The sequence below is a fragment of the Mycobacterium intermedium genome, assembly GCF_002086275.1.
Taxonomy (GTDB): Bacteria; Actinomycetota; Actinomycetes; order Mycobacteriales; family Mycobacteriaceae; genus Mycobacterium; species Mycobacterium intermedium.
On sequence record NZ_MVHT01000056.1, the window covers coordinates 21,248 to 43,775 of the forward strand.

General features: G+C 65.5%; 15 protein-coding genes and 1 pseudogene. 4 read left to right on the top strand and 12 right to left on the bottom strand.

What is annotated here, in order from left to right; all coding sequences use genetic code 11:
* Nucleotides 1-85 precede the first annotated feature (85 nt).
* Nucleotides 86-415, top strand: a complete 330-nt coding sequence (locus BST27_RS18980) for a hemophore-related protein (protein WP_069419817.1) — start codon at nucleotides 86-88, stop codon at nucleotides 413-415.
* Nucleotides 416-483: 68 nt separating this feature from the next.
* Here BST27_RS18980 and BST27_RS18985 read toward each other — a convergent pair whose 3' ends face one another.
* The gene (locus tag BST27_RS18985; protein WP_069419875.1) at nucleotides 484-3,042 is read right to left on the bottom strand and encodes a bifunctional FO biosynthesis protein CofGH; all 2,559 of its coding nucleotides are present in this window, start codon (nucleotides 3,040-3,042) and stop codon (nucleotides 484-486) included.
* A gap of 260 nt (nucleotides 3,043-3,302) precedes the next feature.
* Here BST27_RS18985 and BST27_RS34545 point away from each other — a divergent pair, with 260 nt between their 5' ends.
* On the top strand, nucleotides 3,303-4,175 hold the full coding sequence (locus BST27_RS34545; protein ID WP_069419818.1) for a PE family protein: 873 nt from the start codon (nucleotides 3,303-3,305) through the stop codon (nucleotides 4,173-4,175).
* 16 nt (nucleotides 4,176-4,191) lie between these two features.
* Here the strand turns inward: BST27_RS34545 and BST27_RS18995 are convergent, their stop codons facing one another.
* Both BST27_RS18995 and mshB read right to left on the bottom strand, forming a co-directional pair.
* Complete coding sequence (locus BST27_RS18995) at nucleotides 4,192-4,644, bottom strand: hypothetical protein (protein WP_069419819.1); 453 nt, start codon at nucleotides 4,642-4,644, stop codon at nucleotides 4,192-4,194.
* Nucleotides 4,645-4,747: 103 nt separating this feature from the next.
* Nucleotides 4,748-5,653 carry an N-acetyl-1-D-myo-inositol-2-amino-2-deoxy-alpha-D-glucopyranoside deacetylase gene (gene mshB / locus BST27_RS19000; RefSeq protein WP_069419820.1) on the bottom strand — a complete coding sequence of 302 codons (906 nt, stop codon included), beginning with the start codon at nucleotides 5,651-5,653 and terminating at the stop codon, nucleotides 4,748-4,750.
* Nucleotides 5,654-5,742: 89 nt separating this feature from the next.
* Between mshB and BST27_RS19005 the strand changes: the two genes are divergently transcribed.
* Nucleotides 5,743-6,363, top strand: coding sequence for a TetR/AcrR family transcriptional regulator (locus BST27_RS19005; RefSeq protein ID WP_069419821.1), 621 nt, complete (start codon nucleotides 5,743-5,745; stop codon nucleotides 6,361-6,363).
* On the opposite strand, the gene BST27_RS35085 is transcribed toward BST27_RS19005, so the two are convergent.
* The 4 genes from BST27_RS35085 to typA form a co-directional block, all read right to left on the bottom strand.
* Complete coding sequence (locus BST27_RS35085; RefSeq protein WP_069419822.1) at nucleotides 6,350-7,483, bottom strand: PE family protein; 1,134 nt, start codon at nucleotides 7,481-7,483, stop codon at nucleotides 6,350-6,352. The two genes, BST27_RS19005 and BST27_RS35085, sit on opposite strands and share 14 nt — an antisense overlap.
* 187 nt (nucleotides 7,484-7,670) lie before the next feature.
* Nucleotides 7,671-9,533, bottom strand: a complete 1,863-nt coding sequence (locus BST27_RS19015; protein WP_069419823.1) for a PE family protein — start codon at nucleotides 9,531-9,533, stop codon at nucleotides 7,671-7,673.
* A gap of 174 nt (nucleotides 9,534-9,707) precedes the next feature.
* The gene (locus BST27_RS19020; protein ID WP_069419824.1) at nucleotides 9,708-11,603 is read right to left on the bottom strand and encodes an ABC transporter family substrate-binding protein; all 1,896 of its coding nucleotides are present in this window, start codon (nucleotides 11,601-11,603) and stop codon (nucleotides 9,708-9,710) included.
* A gap of 42 nt (nucleotides 11,604-11,645) precedes the next feature.
* Complete coding sequence (typA, locus tag BST27_RS19025) at nucleotides 11,646-13,532, bottom strand: translational GTPase TypA (RefSeq protein WP_069419825.1); 1,887 nt, start codon at nucleotides 13,530-13,532, stop codon at nucleotides 11,646-11,648.
* A 348-nt stretch (nucleotides 13,533-13,880) separates the two neighbouring features.
* Between typA and BST27_RS19030 the strand changes: the two genes are divergently transcribed.
* Nucleotides 13,881-15,311 carry a serine/threonine-protein kinase gene (locus BST27_RS19030; protein WP_069419826.1) on the top strand — a complete coding sequence of 477 codons (1,431 nt, stop codon included), beginning with the start codon at nucleotides 13,881-13,883 and terminating at the stop codon, nucleotides 15,309-15,311.
* Between the two features lie 324 nt (nucleotides 15,312-15,635).
* On the opposite strand, the gene narI is transcribed toward BST27_RS19030, so the two are convergent.
* The 5 genes and pseudogenes from narI to BST27_RS33845 all read right to left on the bottom strand — a co-directional run.
* A complete protein-coding gene (gene narI, locus BST27_RS19040) occupies nucleotides 15,636-16,373 on the bottom strand; it encodes a respiratory nitrate reductase subunit gamma (RefSeq protein WP_069419828.1) in 738 nt (245 codons plus the stop codon).
* The gene (narJ, locus tag BST27_RS19045) at nucleotides 16,370-17,023 is read right to left on the bottom strand and encodes a nitrate reductase molybdenum cofactor assembly chaperone (protein ID WP_069419829.1); all 654 of its coding nucleotides are present in this window, start codon (nucleotides 17,021-17,023) and stop codon (nucleotides 16,370-16,372) included. Before narJ ends, narI begins: the two co-directional genes overlap by 4 nt.
* Nucleotides 17,020-18,612 carry a nitrate reductase subunit beta gene (gene narH / locus BST27_RS19050; protein WP_069419830.1) on the bottom strand — a complete coding sequence of 531 codons (1,593 nt, stop codon included), beginning with the start codon at nucleotides 18,610-18,612 and terminating at the stop codon, nucleotides 17,020-17,022. The genes narJ and narH overlap by 4 nt, the downstream gene beginning before the upstream one ends.
* Nucleotides 18,613-22,260: a nitrate reductase subunit alpha gene (locus tag BST27_RS19055; RefSeq protein WP_069419831.1), complete on the bottom strand. Its 3,648-nt coding sequence runs from the start codon at nucleotides 22,258-22,260 to the stop codon at nucleotides 18,613-18,615.
* Between the two features lie 125 nt (nucleotides 22,261-22,385).
* A pseudogene (locus BST27_RS33845) lies at nucleotides 22,386-22,528 on the bottom strand (DNA mismatch repair protein MutT); the annotation flags it as partial.

Sequence of the window (22,528 nt, forward strand, 5' to 3'; positions counted from 1 at the left end):
GCCTCGGTCAATGACGGCAACCCGCTGGGCATATGTCGTCGCCGCCGAAATAGACGGTGCAATAGTTGGGGAAGGTGTCCACAAAATGAGGTTGTCCAAGACGTTAGCGGCCGGTGTAGGCGGGTTGGCATTGTCGCTGACCGTGGGAGCCGGCATCGCCTCGGCAGATCCGATCGAGGATGCAATCAACACGACCTGCAATTACGGCCAGGTGATGGCCGCGCTCAACGCCACCGACCCGGCGGCGGCGGCGCAGCTGCAGGCCAGCCCGCTGGCGCGGGCGAAGGTGAGCGAGTTCCTGAGCTCCGGTCCGGCCGGCCGCCGGGCGATCCTGACGCAGCTGTCCGCCTACCCGGGCGCCCAGCAGTACGTCAACGACCTCGGCATCGTCGCGGGGTCCTGCAACAACTACTGAGTTTGGTCCGCGGGCGCAACGCCGCGGCGAGGCTCTTTCCGAGCCGAGCTGGCGTTGCGCTCGCGGCTTTATGCCGCCAGTAATGAGTAGGTCGTCGTGCGCTGACGCGCGGGACGTCCGATCCCCTCGGCGATCGCCACCAACTCAGCAACGGTCTTGGCGGACCCGTGTTCGGAGCCGGCCATCCGCGAGATCGTCTCCTCCATCAACGTGCCGCCCAAGTCGTTGGCGCCGCCGTTCAGCATCACCCGCGTGCGCTCGACGCCGAGTTTCACCCAGCTGGTCTGGATGTGAGAGATGCGCCCGTGCAGCATGATCCGCGCCAACGCGTGCACCGCCCGGTTGTCCCGGTGCGTCGGCCCCGGCCGTGCGGCGCCCGCCAGATACAGCGGCGAATTCTGGTGCACAAACGGCAGCGGCACGAACTCGGTGAAGCCACCGGTCTGATCCTGGATGTTGCGCAGCACATTCAGGTGGGCCACCCAGTGCCGCGGACTGTCGACGTGGCCGTACATCATCGTTGACGACGACCGCAGGCCCACCTCGTGGGCGGTCGTCACGATCTCGATCCACAGCGACGTCGGCAGCTTGCCCTTGGTGAGCACCCAGCGCACCTCGTCGTCGAGAATCTCGGCGGCGGTGCCGGGGATGGTGTCCAGTCCGGCCTCGCGCAGCGCGATCAGCCATTCGCGAATGCTCAATCCGCTCTTGGTGACACCGTTGGCGATCTCCATCGGCGAGAACGCATGCACGTGCATCGACGGCACCCGGGCCTTGACCGCCCGCACCAGGTCGGCGTAGCCGGTGACCGGCAGTTCGGGGTCGATCCCACCCTGCATGCACACCTCGGTCGCACCGGCGACGTGGGCCTCCCATGCGCGGTCGCCGACCTCCTCGGCCGAGAGCGAATACGCGTCCGCGTCGCCCTTGCGCTGAGCGAACGCGCAGAACCGGCAGCCGGTGTAGCAGATGTTGGTGAAATTGATGTTGCGGTTGACCACGAACGTCACGTCGTCGCCGACGGCATCGCGGCGAAGCGAATCGGCAAGTGCCACAACAGCTTCTAGGGCAGGCCCGTCAGCGGTGGCCAACGCCAGGTATTCGTCGTCGGTGCAACCGCCCGGGGAGCGTTCGGCCGACCGCAGCGCGGCGAGCACATCGGTGTCGAGGCGCTCTGGCGCTTTGGCGCCTTGTGCCGCCAGGTCGTGCACCTGGGCACGAATCGATTCCCAGTCACCGAAAGCACTTTGCAGGTCGCTACGGGTTTCGGTGTTGCGCCCTTCGGTGTCGATCGCCGCATTGAGGTCCACCCGGCCGGACGACGCCACGTCGTCCGGTTCCTGCCACGGCATGCCTACCGGGTTGACATCGCGGGCGAACCCGGTTTCCGGATCCGCCAGCGCCACAACGTGTCCGCGCACCCGCGGGTCGATCCACGCCGCGCCGGCTTGCACGTATTTCGGCTGCGCGGTCAGCCGCTGCACGAGGTCGTATCCGGCTTCCGCGGTGACGGCGGCCAGATCATCCAAGGCCGGCCAAGGACGCTCGGGGTTGACGTGGTCGGGCGTCAGCGGCGACACGCCACCCCAGTCGTCGACGCCGGCGGCGATGAGCGCCAGGCATTCCTCTCGCGATACCAGGTTGGGCGGCGCTTGCACCCGCATGCCCGGCCCCAGCACCAGCCGGGCAACCGCGACCGTCGCCAGATAGTCCTCGATGCCGGCGTCGGGAACGGCGGCCATCGCGGTATGCGCCTTGGCCCGGAAGTTCTGCACGATCACCTCTTGGACGTGCCCGAACTCCTTGTGCAGCTTGCGAATTGCATGCAAGGTGTCGGCCCGTTCGGCCAATGTCTCGCCGATGCCGACCAGCAGACCGGTGGTGAACGGGATGGACAGCCGCCCGGCGTCGGTCAGCGCGCGCAGTCGTACGGCTGGGTCCTTGTCCGGGCTGCCGTAGTGCGCAAGCCCTTTCGTCTCGAAGAGACGTCGCGACGTCGTCTCCAGCATCATGCCCATCGACGGTGCGACCGGCTTGAGCCGCGACATCTCCGACCAGCTCATCACCCCGGGGTTCAGGTGCGGCAGCAGCCCGGTTTCCTCCAACACCCGAATCGCCATGGCGCGCACGTACGACAGCGTGGAGTCGTAGCCTCGCTCCTCAAGCCATTGGCGCGCCTCGGGCCAGCGCGCCTCGGGCCGGTCGCCGAGGGTGAACAACGCCTCCTTGCAACCGAGTTCGGCGCCGCGGCGGGCGACGTCGAGAATCTCGTCGGGCTCCATGTACATGCCCTGACCCTGGGCCCGCAGCTTGCCCGGCACGGTGACGAACGTGCAGTAGTGGCAGTTGTCGCGGCACAGATGGGTGACCGGAATGAAGACCTTGCGCGAATAGCTGATCGGCAGCCGGCCGTTGGGTCCGCGTCGGCCCGCCGACTCCAAGCCCGCGTCACGCACCCGCGCCGCGCTGGCACACAAATCGGCCAGGTCGTCGCCGCGCGCGGTCATCGCGACGGCCGCCTCGTCGACGTTGAGCACGACACCGTCTCGCGCCCGTCGCAGCACCCGTCGTAACGCCGACGCGCTCACTGTCGGCGCAGTGGGGATGCTCGTAGGAGTGGGCAGCATTACGGGCGCCGCATGTTCCGGCACCGCATGGTCGGGCGGCTCCGGCGGCTCCGGCGTTAAAGGCACTTTGGTGTAACTTCCCCGCGATCGAATTTCATCCGCGCGTCTCGACAATCCAGATCCTGGCGCGTGCCATGTTGGCAACAGTAGCGACCGCCCGTTCCCGCCCGCGACCGACCGGCATCGAATTGGCCAGTTCGGCACCGCACATAGCCGATCGCGATACCATACGCACAGGTCAAACAAGGGGTGGTTAAGGGATGTCGTTTTTCCTCGAGGGGCCGCAGGCCCTGACGGCGGCAGCTTCGAATGTCGCCGGCATCGGGTCGGACATCACAGCGGCGAACGCCGCCGCGGCGGCTGGGACGACATCTATCGAGGCTGCAGCCGCGGATGCGGTTTCGGCCCAGGTGGCCGCCTTGTTCTCCAAATACGGCCAGGGATATCAGCAGATCAGCGCGCAGGTGGCGGCGTTCCATGAACACATCGCTCAGACGCTGGTCGCCAGTGCTAACGCGTACGCGTCCACCGAGGCCGCCGCGGCACAGAGCCTCGCGAGCGCGGTGAATGCGCCGGCCGCCGCGTTGTTGGGTCAGCCGTTAGTAGGCCCGGGCAGTGCCGCGAGCGGCCTCGTCGCCGGCGTCTCCGGCGCCGCGAGCCAGGTTCAAAGCGCCGTCTCCCACGCGACCGGAGCCATCAGCGCGCTTGCGGCGGCACCCACCGGCGGGGTCTGGGCGCTCACTGCGGCCGGCACGCTGCTGGGGCCGGCGGCAGCCGAGATAGCGCCGGCGGCCGTGATACCGGTGAGTTGGGCCACCGCCATCGAGAACGCCTACCTCGTCTTCGAGCCGTGGGTGCAATACGGCTTCCAACTCGCCGCGTACGTCGCGGGCTGGGTGCCGTACGTGGGCATACTGGCGCCGCAGATCAACTTCTTCTACAACCTCTTCGAGCCGATGGTGCAGGCCGGCCTGTTCAACACCCTGGACTGGCTGGACGGATCGATCACCTTCGCGACGGGCTGGGAGAACTTCTGGTCTACCACGGCGGCCTCGATCAACTACTTCATCCAGACCGAGATCTGGTGGATACGCAGCTTCTTCCCGCCGCTGCCGCCGCTGCCGATTATCTAACCGGCACCGGATCACTTCAGCGACGCCACAACACCCACGCCGGCGGCACGACCCCCAGCACGATCAGCAGCAACGCGCCCCAGGCCATAAAACCCTGACCCCCCAGGATGACATCACCGCCCGGGCCACCCAGACTCATCACGGCCACCGTGAGGAGCCACGTCCACAACGGCAGCGCGGCAACGCGCGGCGATCGGGCCCATTTTCCTGCCGCCCACACCAGGGCGGCGTTGACCAGCCCACTGATCAGGGCGCTGATGGGGAACGGAACGGAGCCGATGTACAACGGCAGCAGCAGGGCTCCGATGAGGGCGGAGATCACGCCGTCGATAGCGAGCAACACCAGGACGACGAATCGAAGTGCGGGATCGGTCGCGCCGGTTTCTTCAGCCATTGAGGCGGCGCGAGTTTCGGTTTCGGTCAGGTCGGAATGCTGTCGAGTTGGGAGACTATCGAGCCGAGGACCCACTGAAGGCTGTCCAGTCGGTCTTGCCAGTGCTGCATGTTGGGGTCGAGGTCGGGGTCCATACGAATTCCTTCCGTGACTACCGGCATACCGGCTCAATGACAGCCTATGCGCCGACATCTGGGATGCCCAGACCGGCGAGGAGATCCGTCTCCCAGCCGCGCTGGTCTCGATCGCCCGCCGATCCGCTGGCCAGCACGTAATGCTCCGCCCGCGAGATCGGCAGCGCCCAGTTGTTGGACAGCGCACAGGCCCGCCCGGTCGGGCCGACGAGAACCTGGGTGGCATGCGCGGCCAGCGCCGCTACCTTGGCGGCGTGTGCGGCGGCATCTGCCTCCACCACGGCGTCGATGCTGTCGTCGGAATACCCGAACGGAATCTCTTCCGGCGCAGGGACCGTCCATTGCGGAAGCAAGTCATCAGCCGTCAGGGCCTGGGCACCGGCGATCATCGCGCTGCGGCCAAAGACCGTCCAATAGAACTTCGGCACCGCCCACGGCTCACCGGGATGGTCCGCGCCTTCGGAAGCGGCCGCCGCCACGGCCGCGGTGGTGACCTCGTGCGTGCGTATGTGGTCGGGATGGCCGTAGCCGCCGGCCGGGTCGTAGGTCACCACCACGTGCGGGCGCATCTCCCGGATGATCGCCACGAGTTCCCCGACGGCTTCGCGCTCGTCGGCGTCGACGAATCTGCGCCGGCTTCGTGGCTCGGTGCCGGCCATTCCAGAATCGCGCCACCGTCCCGCGCCGCCCAGGTAATGGGGTCCGCTGACCCCCAGCGCACGCAAGGCGGCCGTCAGTTCACCGATGCGGTATCCGCCCAGTTGGTCCGCGTGATCGGCGGCGAGTAGGGCCCATTGGTCGCCGATGACCTCGCCCTCTTCACCGAGCGTGCATGTCACGACCCGAACCGTCGCGCCGCGCGCGGCGTAATGGGCTATGGTGGCCCCAGTACTGAGGCTCTCGTCGTCGGGATGTGCGTGCACGAACAGCAGTCGCGGCGTCTCGGACATGGAACCGGACCCTACTCGCCGTCCAGAATTGCGCCGACGACTTGGAACGGTGTCGCACAAAAAGGAACGCTACCGGCTACTATCTAGGGATGCCGCAGCTAACCGCAACGAAACCGCGAGCCGGTCGCAGCAGACGGCGTGGCGAGGTTCTCGAACGCGCGCTCTACACAGCGACCTTAGCCGAACTGGCAGACGTGGGCTACGGCCGACTGACGATGGAGGGCATCGCCGCCCGCGCCCATACTGGCAAAGCCGCGCTGTACCGACGATGGGCCAACAAGCGCGATCTGGTGCGTTCGGCGTTGCTGTTCGCCGTGCCGCCCCTGCCGGAGCCGCGGCCCGGGCGTTCAGCGCGGGAGAACCTGCTGACCGTGTTAACCGCGCACCGGGATTTGTTGGCGGGCAAGACCGACTTCCCCGGCTTGGTCATCGTCGGTCAGCTGGTGCACGAGTCCGAGCTGCGGGCCATCTTCGCCGATGCCGTCGTATTCCCCCGGCTGAAAATCGTCGAGTCGATCCTGCAGGCGGCGGTCCGCACCGGCGACCTCGACCCCGCACACCTGACTCCGCTGAGCGCACGGGTCGGGCCGGCGTTGATCAATCAGCACTTCATGCTCCTGGGTACCCCCCCGACCCGGCGCCAACTGCTGCAGATCGTCGACACCGTCATCCCGCCGCGAGCCGAGGAAGTCAGCGCTAACGGCCAGTAATGAGGCCGAGGAAGTTGATGCCGGCCATCGTGGTCTGGTCGAAAGCACCTAGCAATCCGCCGATCTCGCCGCCGTTGAACGGCTGAGCCCCGCTGCCGATCAGCAGGCTGGAGTTGAAGTCGACGGGCACTTGCGCACCCGCAACGGTGTTTATCAGCTGCTGGCCGGTGCCCAACAGCAGGTTGCCCGCGTTGAAGCCCCGGTTGATCACCCCGTTGAGCGCGCTGTCGGTGCCGAAAGTCGCCCGCTCCCAAGCCACCTCATTGAGCACCAAGGACTTGTCGAAGGCCAGCTCGGAGTTGACCAAATTGGTGTTGAACGCTATTTGTGATTGCTCAAGCTGCTGCAGGAATACCCCTGGAGTTGCCAACGCCGACTGAACCGGTGGCGGGGCGAGGCTCAGCAGCGCCAGGCCCGGCGGACTGCCTACGACGAGACCGGCCACGTTGACCGCGCCAGCCAGGCTCTGGTCGAAAGCGCCTACCAAGCTGCCGATTTGGCCGCCGTTGAAGACCTGAGCGGAACTGCCGAGCAGCAGGCTGGACGTGAAGTTCGTCGGAACTTGCGCGCCCACCACGGTGTTGATCAACTGCTGGCCGGTGCCAAACAGCAGGTTCCCCGCGTTGAAGCCCCGGTTGATCACCCCGTTCAGGGCGCTGTCGGTACCGAAAATCGCCCGCTCCCAAGCCACCTCGTTGAGCACCAAGGACTTGTTGAAGGCGAGTTCGGAGTTGACCAGGTTGGTGTTGAAGGCGATCTGCGCCTGATCCAACTCTTGGATGAATTCGGCCGGCGTAGCTTGGGCAGCCGCGCCCACCTGATTCGCCAGCAGTTGCACTGTATTGGCCTCCGCCGCGGCGTATTTCCCGGCGCCTACGGTCAAGGTTTGCACAAACAAGTCGTGGAACTTTGTCGCCTGGGCACTGAGCGACTGGTAGGTCGCGGCGTGCGCGTCGAAAAGCGCTGCGACGGCGGCCGAGACCTCGTCGGCGCCGGCCGGTAGCAATCCTCTGATTGCTGTCGCGGCGGCGCGGTTGGCCTCGCTTATCGTCGAATTGATCCCCGCCAGATCCGTGGCGGCGGCCTGCAGCAGCTGCGGTGACGTAACAACGAATGACACCGTGGGCCTCCCTCCCTAACCCAGAGACCAAATGATGCATTCGCCCTGATCCCGCTTGGTCCCCCTTGATCTGAGGCTAGCGGAGGGAGCGTTCCCGTCGTGTGGTTTTTACGAATTGTGGTGGAGATATTCGCTGGGTGGCCCGCCGCTTCGCATCGGGCCACCCAGCGATCGATGACTGCGGGTTCTAGAGTTCGATCTCGCCGCCGACTTCACCGCCGACTTCACCACCGACAGAGACATTGCCCGTCAGCACCGCGTTCAGATTGGCCAAGACTTCCGGCAGGCTGCCGTTGAGCGTCACCTGGATCGGGTACGCCAAGTTGCTGAGGAACGCGAGATCCATTAGCCACTTGTTCTCGAACGCGCCCAACAGGCCGCCGGTTGCGACGCCGCCGAAGAGGTCCGCGGAGCCATTGGCAATCAAGCTGGCGCCGAAGCCCGGTGGCATCGGGAACCCGAGCAGCGTGTTGAACACCTGCTGACCTGCGACAACCACGCCACCCACCATGTTGAAGGCGTTGTTGATCACGCCGTTGAACGCGCTCGAGGTACCGAACAGGGATTCCTGCAATCCGATCACGTTGGCAACCGCTGCGGCGTTGAACGCCAATTGGTCGCTGACAATGTTGGCACCGGTCAGCTGGAGCTGCCCCAGGAACGAGCCGTCGATGGCTGGTCCGCCCAAGGCCGCATTGAGCGCCAACCCCTGCTCCAAGACGCCGATCAGACCACCGGTGGGGATGCCACCTTCGATGTCGGCGCCGATCACCAGGCTGCTGGTGAAGTCGGCAGGAATCGGGGCGCCGAGCAAGGCATTGATGGTTTGCTCGCCGGTGCCGACCAGCAGGTTGAACGCGTTGAAGCCAGCGGTGACGGCGGGATTGAGGGCTTGGCCGAAGATGGCCTGTTGCAGCGCGATCTCGTTGGCGACCAAGGCCTGGTTGAAATCGATTTGGCCGCCGACGATGTCGGCCAACAGGTTGGCTTGGGTCACTCCGGCAGCGTCGACCGTCAGCGTCGGCAGTGCGGCCGTGGCGTCGACGAGCGCCGAGAATTCGGTCATGTCACCGCTTAACGCGCCGTTGACGGCCGCATCAATCCGGCCCCCCAACCCCGACAGGTCAGCACCGAGGGCGGCCGTCAGCGACGGCACGCTCGCGTTCAGGTTTGCCGCCAGGCGGGAAAGCCCGGAGAGGCCGCCGTTCAGATTCGCAGCGAGATTCGCCGCCAACGACTCACCTGTCTGCACCAATCCGGTAAAGCTTGGCAGCCCACCACTGAAACCACCCGACAGAGCGGCGTCCAGTTGTGCCCCCAGGTTGGCTCCCAGGTTGGAAAGTTGGCCACCAAAGCTGCCGGCCAATCCTGGGAGGTTGGCGCCCAACCCGCCCGTCAGGGTCGCGCTCAGCGCCTGCAGGCCACCGCTGAACTGACCCGCTATCGCCGGCAGAGCGGCGTTGAAGTTGCCCAGACCCGAAAGTCCTGCCGATACTGCGGAATTCAAATTCGCCGCCAACGACTGACCGGTCTGCACGAACCCGGATATCCCGGGCAGCCCACCGCTGAAATTTCCGTTGAAACCGCCGCCCAGCTGAGCGGCGAGACCCGGCAGTCCCCCGCTGAAACTGCCCGACAAGGCGGTATTGATTTGGGCTCCCAAACCCGACAGGCCCGCACTCAATTCCGCGGCGAGACCCGAGAAATTACCCGAAAGGGCCAGTTGCAGAGCCGTTTCCACACTTGCGGCGCTCCCGATGACCTGCGCCGCAGCGCTCTCGGCCGCGACATACGCATTCGAGCCGGCGCTCAGCGCCCTGATGAACTGCTCGTAATACGCCGCAGCTTGCGCGCTGGCTTCGTGATATCCCGCAGCACTTTGCGAGAAAAGCGCGGCGATTTGCACGGAAACCTCATCAGCTGCCGCTGCCGCCAACCCACTAATTTGTGCCGATGCGGCGGCATTGGCGGCGCTCAGCGCCTGACCAATCCCCGCCAAATCGGCGGCGAACGATGCCATCAGTTGCGGTTCAACAAAAACAAAGGACATTTCAGCCACTCCCCCGACCAGTCCTGTCATGAATGTGGCAGCCCCTCCCCGACACGGGCCACCACGCAGGCGGTATGTTCCCAGCGCGTCGGGATGCTCAAACCTGGATTTGATAACGATTTGGCGACGGCGAAAATAACCCCCCGGGAACTGGCTGATCCGGCGGGAAACGGGCTAGGACCCGGTCTTGACCCACTGGCCGGCGTCGCCGACGATGCCCACCGGCACCGCGCCCGACAAGCTGACGTTCTGCACGCTGGGGCCGGCCGCGACGATCGTGGTGTCCTGCAAGATCGGCAATACCGTCGCCATGTTCCACAGGCGCGGCTCGACTGCGGTGATCACGTCATTGATGTTCTTGGTACCGCTAAGGGCGGCATCGATATTCGACTGGATGCTGCGGTCGCACGTTCCGGTGAGGTTTGACGGCGCTTTGACCAACGCTCCAGGTTCGGGTGGGCGAGTTGTCGTCGGCGGCACGGGCGTTTCCGGGTCGGCTGCGGTGGACGGCGTCGATCCGGTAGATCCCGCCGAAGTGGTCGTCGCGTTGGGCGGTGGAACCTCAGTGGGCTGCAGTGCCGCACAACCGAATCGGGACGCCAGCGACGTCGCCAGGTTTCCGCCGGCTTGCCGCCAGCCCACAATGGCGTCGATCCGGTTCTCTTTCAACGCTTCCCGGTAGAGCACCACCGGATCCAGCGCGAGCACGGATGCGGCGATACCGACGTTGCGCAACTGATCGGCGGCCGTGTTGGCGACGGCTACCGAGGTCGGGTCGTTGGCCGCCACCCCGATGACCAGCGACAATTGATTGCCGTCTTTACTGATCCGGCCGTGAATGACTTCCGGTGTCCCCGTCGGGCTCGTCGTGGTACCGGTTGGGGCGGTCGATGTGTCCGTGCTGTTGTTGCTTTCGATCTGGAACCCCGCCGCCGAGAACAACGCCAGTGCCGCCGCCGTCGTCATCGCGGGCGGCGCCGTCGGCACATAACCGGGATCACTGGGCGAACGGATCTGCGCCTGATCCAGGGTGACGGTGTTGTCGCTGCCGGCACCGACGGCGGCGAGCAGGTCGACGTCGAGCAAGCCCAAAATCCCCTTGCGCACTTGGACATCGGAAAGTTTGGGCACGTTGGCGCGCAGCACCAACTGCATGATCCGCGGCGTGACGATGCGAGCCGTCCGTACGTCGGGGATGGCGGACAGCTGCGCGAAGGCAGCCGAGCCGCCGTGCACCTGAGCCACTTGGGTGTCGCCGTTGCGCACCGAGTCCGCGAGCGCCGCGGGCGCACCCGCCCGGCGGAATTGGATCAGACCCGGTTTGGCGGGAGGTCCCCAATAGCGGTCATTGCGGGCGATGAGGATCTCGTCGCGTTGTGGGTCGATGGTCTCCACCCGGAACTGGCCGCCGGTCACCGGCAGCGCCCTGGCCAGGCCCGCCGCGAAACCGCCCGGAGCGTCCTTGACGATGTGCGCCGGAAGGATGTTGTTGAACAACTCCCGCCACGCCGGGTACGGCTGCGAGAAGGTGACGACCGCCTGCTTACCGCCCTCGAGCGACTGGACCCCGGTGATCAGCTGGTACCCCGCGGGGTCAACCACACCCGGCTGGCTGACCATTTGCCGCCACAGATACCAGAAGTCGTCGGCAGCGATCGGCGCGTTGTCGGTCCATTGCGCTTCGGGGCGGATCTTGTAGGTGACGGTGAACGGGTTCTCGTTCGTCACCTCGGCGGACACCAACAGCGTCGGGTCCATTTCCCACCGCGAGCCGGTCGGCGTCGTGGGATCGGGCACCGGCCGGAACGCGCTAGGCAGCACCAGCGCGCTGATAGCGGCGTTCACCGGCGACAGGTCGGACAGCAGATGCGGGTTGAATCCGGCGCCGATCGAGTCGATTCCCATGATGATCTGGGTGGGGCGCTGCGGAGGCGGCGGCGTGCTGTGCGGTGTGTCGGTGCTTTGCGGAGCCGGTGGCGGACTGACCGTACACGCCGCAAGCAGGCCCAACAGGGCGACCAGCGCGCCGACCGTCACAAGCACGGGTCGGACGCGAAGCAGCACGAGCATCAGGGTAGCCAGCTGCCTCGAAACGGCCACCGCGCCACCCTGTCAGCCCCGAGCCTTTGCCCGGGAACGGCTGCGGGCCCGTGCGGTGGCGTCCAGTTCGACCTTGCGCACCCGGATGATCTCCGGAGTCACCTCGACACACTCGTCTGGCGCGCAGAACTCCATCGCGCGTTCCAGGTCGAGTTCGAGCGGCTTGGCCAGCGTCTCGATGACGTCGGCGGTGGAGGACCGCATGTTGGTCAGCTTCTTTTCCCGGGTGACGTTGATGTCGAGATCCTCTGGGCGGGGGTTGATTCCGACGACCATGCCCTCGTAGGTGTCCTGTCCCGGTTCGACGAAGAACTGTCCCCGGTCGGCGAGCTGAAGCAGTGCGAACGGAGTGATGGTGCCGGACCGGTCAGACACCAGCGACCCGGAGTGGCGGGCCCGGATCTCACCCGCCCATGGCCGGTAGCCGTCGAAGACGGCGTTGGCGATGCCGGTGCCGCGGGTCAAGGTGAGGAAGTCGGTGCGGAAGCCGATCAGGCCGCGGCTGGGCACGATGAAGTCCATGCGAACCCACCCGGCGGCGTGATTGGTCATCTCCTCCATGCGGCCTTTGCGGCCGGCCATCAATTGCGTGATCGCGCCCACGAATTCCTCGGGGCAGTCGATTGTCATGGCCTCGAACGGCTCGTGCAGCTGGCCGTCGATCGTCTTGGTAACCACCTGCGGCTTGCCGACGGTGAGCTCGAAGCCTTCCCGGCGCATGGTTTCGACCAGCACGGCCAGCGCCAGCTCGCCGCGGCCTTGCACCTCCCACGCGTCGGGCCGGCCGATGTCGACGACCCGGATCGAGACGTTGCCTACCAGCTCCTGGTCGAGACGGTTGCGGACCATGCGCGCGGTCAGCTTGTGTCCCGACACCTTGCCGGCCAGCGGCGAAGTGTTGGTGCCGATGGTCACCGAAATGGCCGGCTCGTCGACGGTGATGCGGGGCAGGGCGTGGGCGTGGTCTGGATCGGCCAGGGTGTCGCCGATCATGATGTCGGGAAGGCCCGCGACGGCGACAATATCGCCGGCAATCGCCTCGTCGGTGGCGCTGCGCTCGACGCCCTCGGTCGCCAGCAGTTCGGTGATCTTGGCGCTGGTGATGACGGGCACGCCGTCCACCTCGCGCATCCACGCCACCTGCTGACCCTTGCGCAGCTTGCCGTTGTAGATCCGGACCAGCGCGAGCCGGCCGAGGAAGGCGGACGCGTCGAGGTTGGTGACCAGGGCCTGCAGCGGCGCCTCGGGGTCACCCTTCGGCGCTGGAACGTGCTTTTCGAGGACCTCGAACAGCGGATCCAGGTTCGTCCCATCCGGAACCTCGCCGTCGGCCGGTTGGGTGGTGCTGGCGATGCCTGCGCGCCCGGATGCGTACAGCGTCGGTAGACCCAGCGCGTGCTCGGCGGCCTCCGCGGCTTCGTCGTCGAGGTCGGACGCAACGTCGAGGAGTAGGTCGTGGCTGGCTTCCACCACCTCGGCGATGCGCGCGTCGGGTCGGTCGGTCTTGTTGACGACAAGGATCACCGGCAAGTGGGCGGTGAGGGCTTTCCTTAATACAAAGCGCGTCTGCGGCAGTGGCCCTTCGGAGGCATCGACCAGCAGCAACACCCCGTCCACCATGGACAGCCCGCGCTCGACTTCACCGCCGAAATCCGCGTGCCCTGGGGTGTCAATGACATTGATCACTGTCACCGTGCCGTCTGGGTGGTGGCGATGGACGGAGGTGTTCTTGGCCAGGATGGTGATGCCCTTTTCCCGCTCCAGGTCACCGCTGTCCATGATGCGTTCCTGCACTTCACCGCGCTCATGCAAGGCTCCGGACTGCCGCAGCATCGCATCGACCAGCGTGGTTTTGCCGTGGTCGACGTGCGCGACGATGGCGACATTGCGGAATGACACGTCGGTGATTGTGGCAGTGACGGTCCCGGATAGCGAACTGGCTGCTGGGGGCGCCCCCATTGACACTTCTGCGCGTTCCCGTTGACACTGCGGATTTGGCGGCCTCCACTCGCACTTCCCCGCCCAGGACGCAGACTCAACGACGGCGGCTGAGGCGCCCCCATTGACACTGCGGATTTGGCGGCCTCCACTCGCACTTCCCCGCCCAGGACGCAGACTCAACGACGGCGGCTGGGGGCGTGGCGGCCTCCACTCGCACTTCCCCGCCCCACACGCAGTGTCAATGGCCGTGAAACCGGGCCTGAGCGGCGCTTTCGTGGGTAGCATCCACCGCTATGGGTCGGCGTTATGGATGAGGTGGCGTTCGGGCGCTACCAGCTGCGCGATTTGATCGGTGAAGGTGGCATGGGTCACGTCTACAAGGCCCATGACACCGCGATCGGCCGCGACGTCGCTATCAAGGTGCTGCCACCCGAAATGGCGGCGCTGGACGGCTATCGGGAGAGGTTCCGCCGCGAGGCTCAGATCGCCGCCCGCCTGAGCGAGCCCCACATCATTCCCATTCACGACACCGGGGAGCTCGACGGACGCCTCTACCTGGTGATGCCGATTATCGACGGCGTCGACGTGCAGACCTTGCTGCGACGCGACGGACCGATGAGCCCGCCAGAGGCGGTGCGGGTGATCGAGCAGTTGGCCGCGGCGCTGAATGCGGCGCACCGAAACGGCCTGGTGCACCGCGACATCAAACCGTCTAACGCGCTGATGACGCCCGACAGGCACGTCTATCTGATCGACTTCGGCATCGCCCACGACGCCGAGGCGACCCGCCTGACCCAGACCGGTGCGATGGTGGGCACCTTCTCCTACATGGCTCCGGAACGCTTTCTCGACGGCGGCTCCGTTGACGCCCTCGCCGACGTCTACGCGCTGACGTGTGTGCTGCACGAATGCCTGACCGGAACGACGCCGTTTCGCGGCACCAGCGTGGAACAGCAGATCGCCGCACACCTGACCAAGGAACCGCCGAAGCCCAGTACGTTGAATCCCGCTATCCCAGCGGGATTGGATAACGTCATCGCCCGCGGGATGGCCAAGGAACCCAAGGAGCGGTATCAATCGGCCGCCGAGCTGGCGGAGGCCGCTCGGCATGCGCTGGGTCAACCGGCCCCGCAGCCGCAATCCGTCGTGGCGCCAGAGCGGGCCATGCCGGCGGCGCCCGAAACCCAACCGCTCGAACCCACTATCAGCATCGGGACATTCGCTTACGCACTGTTCGGCGTGGTCCTGTTGTGGTCGGTCACGGCGGGTCTGCTGGCGCCATGGCGCGATGCCAGCTGGGATCCGAAGTACGGCACTGTCGCAAGCCTTTTCATGTGGGCATGCATCCTTACCGTGATCCCGGGGCTGGTGTTGTTGGCGCTGGGCCGCGAGCGAATACACGTCGTTCGAACCATGGTGGGACGGGCGCTTGTCACGCTGGGCCTGGGCACCTTGCTCTTTCGACTGCTGGGTTGGGAATTAACCCCCTTTCTCGGGATCGCCGGCGTTCTTTCAGCGGCCGTTCCCCTCTACCCCCGAGTCCCCGCCCTGGCGCGCGGATACCTGATCTGCGGCCTCGGCGTCCTGGCGCTGGCCTTGGTCGACACGGTTGCGCGCGCGTTGGGTTGGGTCGGCATCGGATCGCTACAACTGATCCTCGGAGCCACCGTCGGCCTGCTCTGGGTAGTGGCCGCGAAGATCACTGGGCGCTCGGTTGCTCGGAACACGGACAACTGAACGCCTGGCATCGATAGTGGGCGTGCTTTGCTAGCGGCCGTTGTCGCCCTGCTCGCATTCCTGATCCCTATTGCGCTGCGGCGCAGACATATTGACGTGGATCCTGGTCGACTGCCTACACATCGCGCGGCGCGCGTTCGACATCGGACTGAGTCGGTTGATCAGCCGGCGCAATCGCATGGCGGTTACCCGTGGCAGCCTGCTCAGTGGGGGCGGCATCTTGATGCTGTCCCCCATCGAAGGGGCAATGATCCCCCACTTTGCGCTGTTGTCTCTTGGAGCGTTTTACGTGGTTCTTGAGGCGCGCCGCAACAACCGCAACGCTCACCAACCCCGCCGGCGCGGCGCCGAACCCACTAATTGGTTGTCATCAGCCACGTCTCGGCTGCGATAGACGATGTAGGGCCGGAACAGATACATGACCGGAGCGCTAAACGCATGCACCAGGCGGGTATACGGCCACAGCGCGAACAACATCATCGCCAGCAGCACGTGCAACTGGTAGTAGAACGCGGCCTGTGACATCAGGTCACCGCGCGGATCGAGGATCCAAATCGACCGGAACCACACCGATACCCGCTGCCGGTAGTCGTGCAGCTCGCCGAAATGCGTGGCACCGATCAGCGTGCAGGACATGCCGGCCACCAGCGCGCACACCAGCACCACGTACATCAGCTTGTCGTTGCGTGTGGTAGCCAGGCGGACGCGGGGATTGACCCGCCGCCGGTAGATCAGCAATCCGATACCGATCAACGTTGCCGCACCTGCGGGAATGCCGAGCAGTAATGCCTGCAGGTGATACAGGTGATCGCTCATCCCCATGTCCCGCGTCCATGATTCCGGAATGAACAGCCCGGCAACGTGACCCATGATCACCATGAGACTGCCGAAGTGAAACAACGGACTGCCGATCGACAGCAACCGCGACTCGTAGAGCTGCGACGAACGGGTGGTCCAGCCGAACTTGTCATACCGATACCGCCACCAGGCGCCGATCACCACGATCGCCAACACGACGTACGGTACGTCGTCCCAGAAGATTTCGATCAGCTTCACTGTCATCCACCACGCCTCGGCGGGACGGTCAGCGTAAATGGCTGCAGTCCAACGGCTTCTGCCGGCGGTCCGGCCTGGGCCAGGTGCTGCGCCCGGCGCACATCCTGATCGGTGGCGACGGGCAGGGTGGCGCATACCGCCGCGATCGTGTGCTCATAGGGCGATCCGGCCTCGGCCAGGGCGCCACGCAGCACATCGATCGGCACTCGGTGCTGGGTGAGCAACCGCCGGCCGGAGACCGGTGCGACGGTCGCGGCGAACTCCAGCACCACCGGCAGATAATCGGGTGCCTCGCCATGTGGCGGCTCCACCCCGGCATCCCGGTAGAGATCAGCGAAGGCCAGCATCTCGCGGCCCCGGTTGCGGGTGTCGCCGGCGGTCCAATACGTCAGGTACATCGTCGCGCGCCGACGCATGTCGAACGTCGCCACGTAGTCCGCCGCCGCGGCCATCGGCTCGCGGGCACGTAGCGCTGCGAGCGTCCGCTCGAGCAGCGCCGCGGTTGTCCCACGGATGTGACCAAGCAGTTCTTCGGCGGTATCCATTCGGTCGCCGAACTTCTCGTCGGGATATCCCAGCAACAGCGAAGCGCATTGCCACACCAGCCGGTCTTGCAGTCCGCTACTACCTCCCCTGGTTTTGGTTGACGACTTCATGGTTGGACCCGTTGCGGGAAGAGACTGGTCGGCTGGCCCCGGCCGTCCCAGTTCAGCAAGTTGGTCCTCGGTTCACGCACGGCGTGGAAGCTCTCGACGGACACTGGCACCGGCGCGTCTTCGTACATCCCGGGTCCGCCGTCGAACGATAACGAGCAGCCCATCTCATCAGACATTCCGTCGTCGGGCAGTTCCCCCACGTATGCGGTCGGAATAACATACCGCTCTTCGTATTTCGCGATGGCCAGCAGCCGGTACATGTTGTAGATCTGCTCTTCGGTCATTCCGACGGCGTGGGGGATGTGCGGCTGACTTTCGCGGCCCAGATTGATATCGCGCATGTAGGACCGCATCGCCGCCAACCGCCGCAACACCCCGGCGACCACCTCGGTGTCACCCGCGGTGAACAGCTCGGCCAGATACTGGATGGGGATGCGCAGCGAGTCCAGCGCGCCGAAGAGATTGCCCAGATCCTCCCCGTCGTGCCCGCTCTGGCTGACGGCGTCGACCACCGGTGACAGCGGTGGGATATACCAAACCATGGGCATGGTGCGGTATTCCGGATGCAGGGGCAGCGCCACCCGGTAGGTGCTGATCAGCGCGTACACCGGGGAGCGTTGCGCGGCGTCGATCCATTCCTCCGATATGCCCTGCGCGCGCGCCCCCGCAATCACCTCGGGATCGTTGGGATCCAACAGGATTCGACACTGCGCCCCGTACAAGTCGGTGTCCTGTTCCACCGACGCCGCCTCGGCCACCCGGTCGACGTCGTAAAACACCAGTCCGAGGTAGCGCAGCCGTCCGACGCAGGTCTCCGAGCAGACCGTCGGCAACCCGACCTCGATGCGCGGGTAGCACATGGTGCACTTCTCGGCCTTGCCGGTCTTGTGGTTGAAATACACCTTCTTGTAAGGACATCCGGACACACACATCCGCCAGCCGCGACACCGGTCCTGGTCGACCAGCACGATGCCGTCCTCGGCCCGCTTGTACATTGCGCCCGACGGGCACGAGGCCACACACGACGGGTTGAGGCAGTGTTCGCAGATCCGTGGCAGGTAGAACATGAAGGTCTCTTCGAGCCTGAGTTTTACCTCGGCGCTGATCTTCTGCAGGATCGGGTCGTTGGGCAGGCTTTCCGTCGAGCCGGCCAGGTTGTCGTCCCAATTCGGCCCGGCCGACACCTTCATGGGTTCACCGGTGATCTGACTGCGCGGTGCGGCGGTCGGGAAGGTGTCACCGGCCGGCGCCCGGGTCAGATTCTCGTAGTCGTAGGTCCACGGCTCGTAGTAGTCGTCCAAGGTCGGGAGCCTGGGGTTGGCGAAAATCCGCAGCAGCTTCTCGATTCGGCCGCCGTCGCGCAGGCGCAACCGGCCCCGCTTGTCGCGCACCCAGCCACCGCGCCACCGGTCCTGGTCCTCGTAGGCGCGCGGATAGCCGACGCCGGGACGGGTTTCGACGTTGTTGAACCACACATACTCGGTCCCGGGCCGATTGGTCCATGTCTGCTTGCAGGTCACCGAACAGGTATGGCAGCCAATGCATTTGTCGAGGTTCATCACCATCGCCATCTGCGCCATGACTTTCATCTAGTAAGTCACCTCCTGGCTGCGACGGCGCACGATCGTCACCTCGTCGCGTTGGTTGCCGGTGGGACCCAGGTAATTGAACGCAAACGCGTGCTGGCCATAGCCACCAGCGAGATGGCTGGGCTTGATCCGGACCCGGGTGAGCGCGTTGTGGTTGCCGCCGCGCTTGTTGCTGGTTTCGGTGCGCGGCGTGTCCACGGTGCGCTCTTGCACGTGATAGACGAATACCACCCCGTCGGGCATGCGGTGCGAGACGATCGCCCTGCACACAAAGACACCGTTGACGTTGACCGCTTCCACCCAATCGTTGTCGCGCACTCTGATTTTGGCGGCGTCGCCTGGGCTCATCCACATCGTCGGCCCACCTCGCGACAGCGACAGCATGTACAGGTTGTCCTGGTAGGTCGAGTGAAACGACCACTTCGAGTGCGGCGTCAGATACCTTACGGTGAGGGCGATTCCATCCACGCAGTGTCCGAGCTGCGGCTGGTCGAACAACCGCGCCATGTCCAGCGGAGGCCGGTACACCGGCAGCTGTTCGCCGAGTTCCTCTATCCAGTCGTGGGCCAGGTAGAAATGCATCCGGCCGGTCAGGGTGTGAAATGGCTTGAGGTGCTCGATGTTGATCGTGAACGGGGCGTAGCGGCGCCCTCCGGTCTCACTGCCCGACCATTCCGGGCTGGTGATCACCGGCACGGGACGCGCCTGTGTGTCCGCGTAGGTGATACGGCGCTCCTCGCTGCCCTCGGCTAGCTGTGCCAGCCGCTGCCCGGTGCGCTTCTCCAACTCCAGAAACCCTTCGACGGCGAGGCGGCCGTTGCACGTCCCGGACAGCGCCAGAATGGTATCGGCCATCCGCTGGGCCGTGGTGATCGCCGGGCGGCCCACTGCAACACCGGAGTTCAACACCCCGAACTTGGCAGCCAGTTCGCTGACCTCGCGGAGGGGATGGACGGTATAGCCCTTGACGGTAATCCCGAACCGCTCGACGAGCGGGCCCAGGGAGATCAACTTGTCATAGATTGCGGCGTAGTCGCGTTCCACCACGGTGAGCGTGCCCATGGTCTTGCCGGGCACCGGTGTCTCGCCGGTCTCCAACCAATTGCGTTGGGTGCCATCGGGATAGGCCATGGCGTCGGGGGTGTCGTGCTGCAGCGCGGTCAGCACCACATCCGCGCGGGTGCCGAGATGGCGCCTGGCCAGCGCGCTGAACGCGCGAGCAATGGCGGCGAATGCGTCGAAATCCGAACGTGTTTCCCACGGCGGGTCGACCGCCGGACTGAACGCATGCACATACGGGTGCATGTCGGTGCTGGACAGGTCGGCCTTTTCGTACCAGGTGGCGGCGGGCAGCACCACGTCGGACATCAGCGTCGTCGACGTCATGCGGAAGTCGATCGACATCATCAGGTCGAGCTTGCCCTCCGGTATGTCGGGGTCCGGATGTTGCGCCTGCACGTTGGAGTCGGTACCCAACAGATGTCGCAGGAAGTACTCGCCGCCCTTGCCCGAAGAGCCAATCAGGTTGGCCCGCCACACGGTCAACACCCGCGGCCAGTTGACCGGGTTGTCCGGATCGGTGACGGACAGCTTCAAATTGTGTTGCGCAAGTTGCTCGGTGACGTATGCCGAGACGTCTTGGCCCGCGGCATGCGCCTCGTCCGCGACGTCCAGGCTGGACCGGTCGAACTGCGGGTAGAACGGGCTCCATCCCATCGCCGTCGCCGACGCCAGCAGGTCCATGGTCTGTTTGTCGGCGAACCGGCCGCGGCCCACCGGACTGCTCAGCTTGTCCGCGCCGTGACTGTCGTAGCGCCACTGGTCGGTGTGCGCGTACCAATACGACGCACCGGGGACCTGCCTCGGTGGCCGGACCCAGTCGGTCGCGTTGGCCATCGTCTGCCACCCACTCAGCGGGCGGACCTTCTCCTGGCCCACGTAGTGCGCCCATCCCCCGCCGTTGCGCCCCATCGACCCGGTCAGCATCAGCAGCGCCAGCACGGATCGGTACATGACGTCGCTGTGGAACCAGTGACAGATGCCGCCGCCCATGATGACCATCGATCGGCCGCCGGATTCCTCTGCGTTGCGGGCGAATTCCTTGGCGATGCGGATGGCCTGCGCGGCCGGCACCCCGGTGATCGTCTCCTGCCACGCCGGGGTGTTCTGCTGCGTGGCGTCGTCGTAACCAGCGGGCCAGTGTCCGGGTAGACCCTCGCGCGCCACGCCGTAGTGCGCCAGCATCAGATCGAAAACCGTGCAGACCAAGTGCTCGCCGACCTGGCGCACCGGAACGCCGCGCGACACCGTTTCGCCGTGGCCGTCGATGGTGTCGAAGCAGGGCAGCTCGACGAGTTCGGCATCGCCGGAGCCGGAGACGCTCAGCGCGGGGATCACCGGCCCCAGGTCCAAGTTCCACTTTCCGACGCCGTCCTCGCCGTACCGGAATCCGAGCGAGCCGTGCGGCACGACGACCGAGTCGGTGACCTGGTCGAGCAACGCCGGTTTGAACGCCGCGTTGTCGACTTCCTGGCCGATGTCTCTCGCGGTCAGGAACTTTCCGGGCACCAGTGCTTGCCCACGGCGTTCCAGCTTGATCAGGAACGGCAGATCGGTGTAGCGGCGCACATAGTCGACGAAGAACGGAACCTGCTTGCGCACATAGCATTCGGTCAGAATGACGTGGCCCATCGCCATGGCCAGCGCGGCGTCCGTCCCTGCGGCGCAACGCATCCACTCGTCGGCAAACTTGGTGTTGTCCGCATAGTCGGGGCTGACCACCACCACCTTGGTGCCGCGGTAGCGGACCTCAGCCATCCAGTGCGCGTCGGGGGTCCGGGTGATCGGCACGTTGGAACCCCACATGACCAAATACGAGGCGTCCCACCAGTCCCCGGACTCGGGCACGTCGGTCTGGTCACCGAAGACCTGCGGTGAGGCCACCGGCAGGTCGGCGTACCAGTCGTAGAACGACGTCATCACGCCGCCGATCAGTTCAATGAAGCGCGAACCCGCCGCGTGGCTGACCATCGACATCGCCGGGATCGGCGTGAAGCCCGCAACCCGGTCCGGGCCGTATGTCTTGATCGTGTGCACGTGCGCCGCCGCAATCATCTCGGTCGCTTCGGCCCAGCTCACCCGGACCAGTCCGCCCTTGCCGCGGGCCTGCTGATAACGACGACGACGCTGGGGATCTGACTGGATGTCGGCCCACGCCAACACCGGGTCGCCCAGGTGGGCTTTGGCCTCCCGATACATCTCGACCAGCACTGCCCTGGCATACGGATAGCGGACCCGGGTCGGCGAATAGCTGTACCAGGAGAACGACGCGCCACGCGGGCAGCCTCTCGGCTCATATTCGGGCCGATCCGGCCCCACCGACGGGTAATCGGTTTGCTGGGTTTCCCAGGTGATGATCCCGTTCTTGACGTAGATCTTCCACGAGCACGATCCCGTGCAGTTGACGCCATGAGTGGACCGGACGACCTTGTCGTGGCTCCACCGGTCGCGGTAGAACACGTCACCCTCGCGGCCGCCGCGGCGCGTCACCGTGCGCAGGTCAGGCGATATCTCACCGGGGGTGAAGAAGCGCCCGCTACGCTGTAGCAACTCCTCGAGCGGTCCGCCCACACGAGGTATAACCGTCACGGGATGACCTCATACGTCCCGGATTGCTTAGTTGCCATCAAATACAGTTGACTACGGATATCTTCAATGAAGCTGAATTATTGCTGTTAAGCAACTGTGTGCTTTTGCTCCTGGCAGAAGGGTTTTCAGCCTGCCCTGTCCAACACTTTATTTAGGTCGGGTAGGAAGGCACGGTCGGCCGGCACCCAATCCACGTCGCCCAATTCAGCGGCGGTGACCCAGCGCAATGCGCGGTGATCGTGGGGGTGCGGTTCACCGCGAAGCAGGT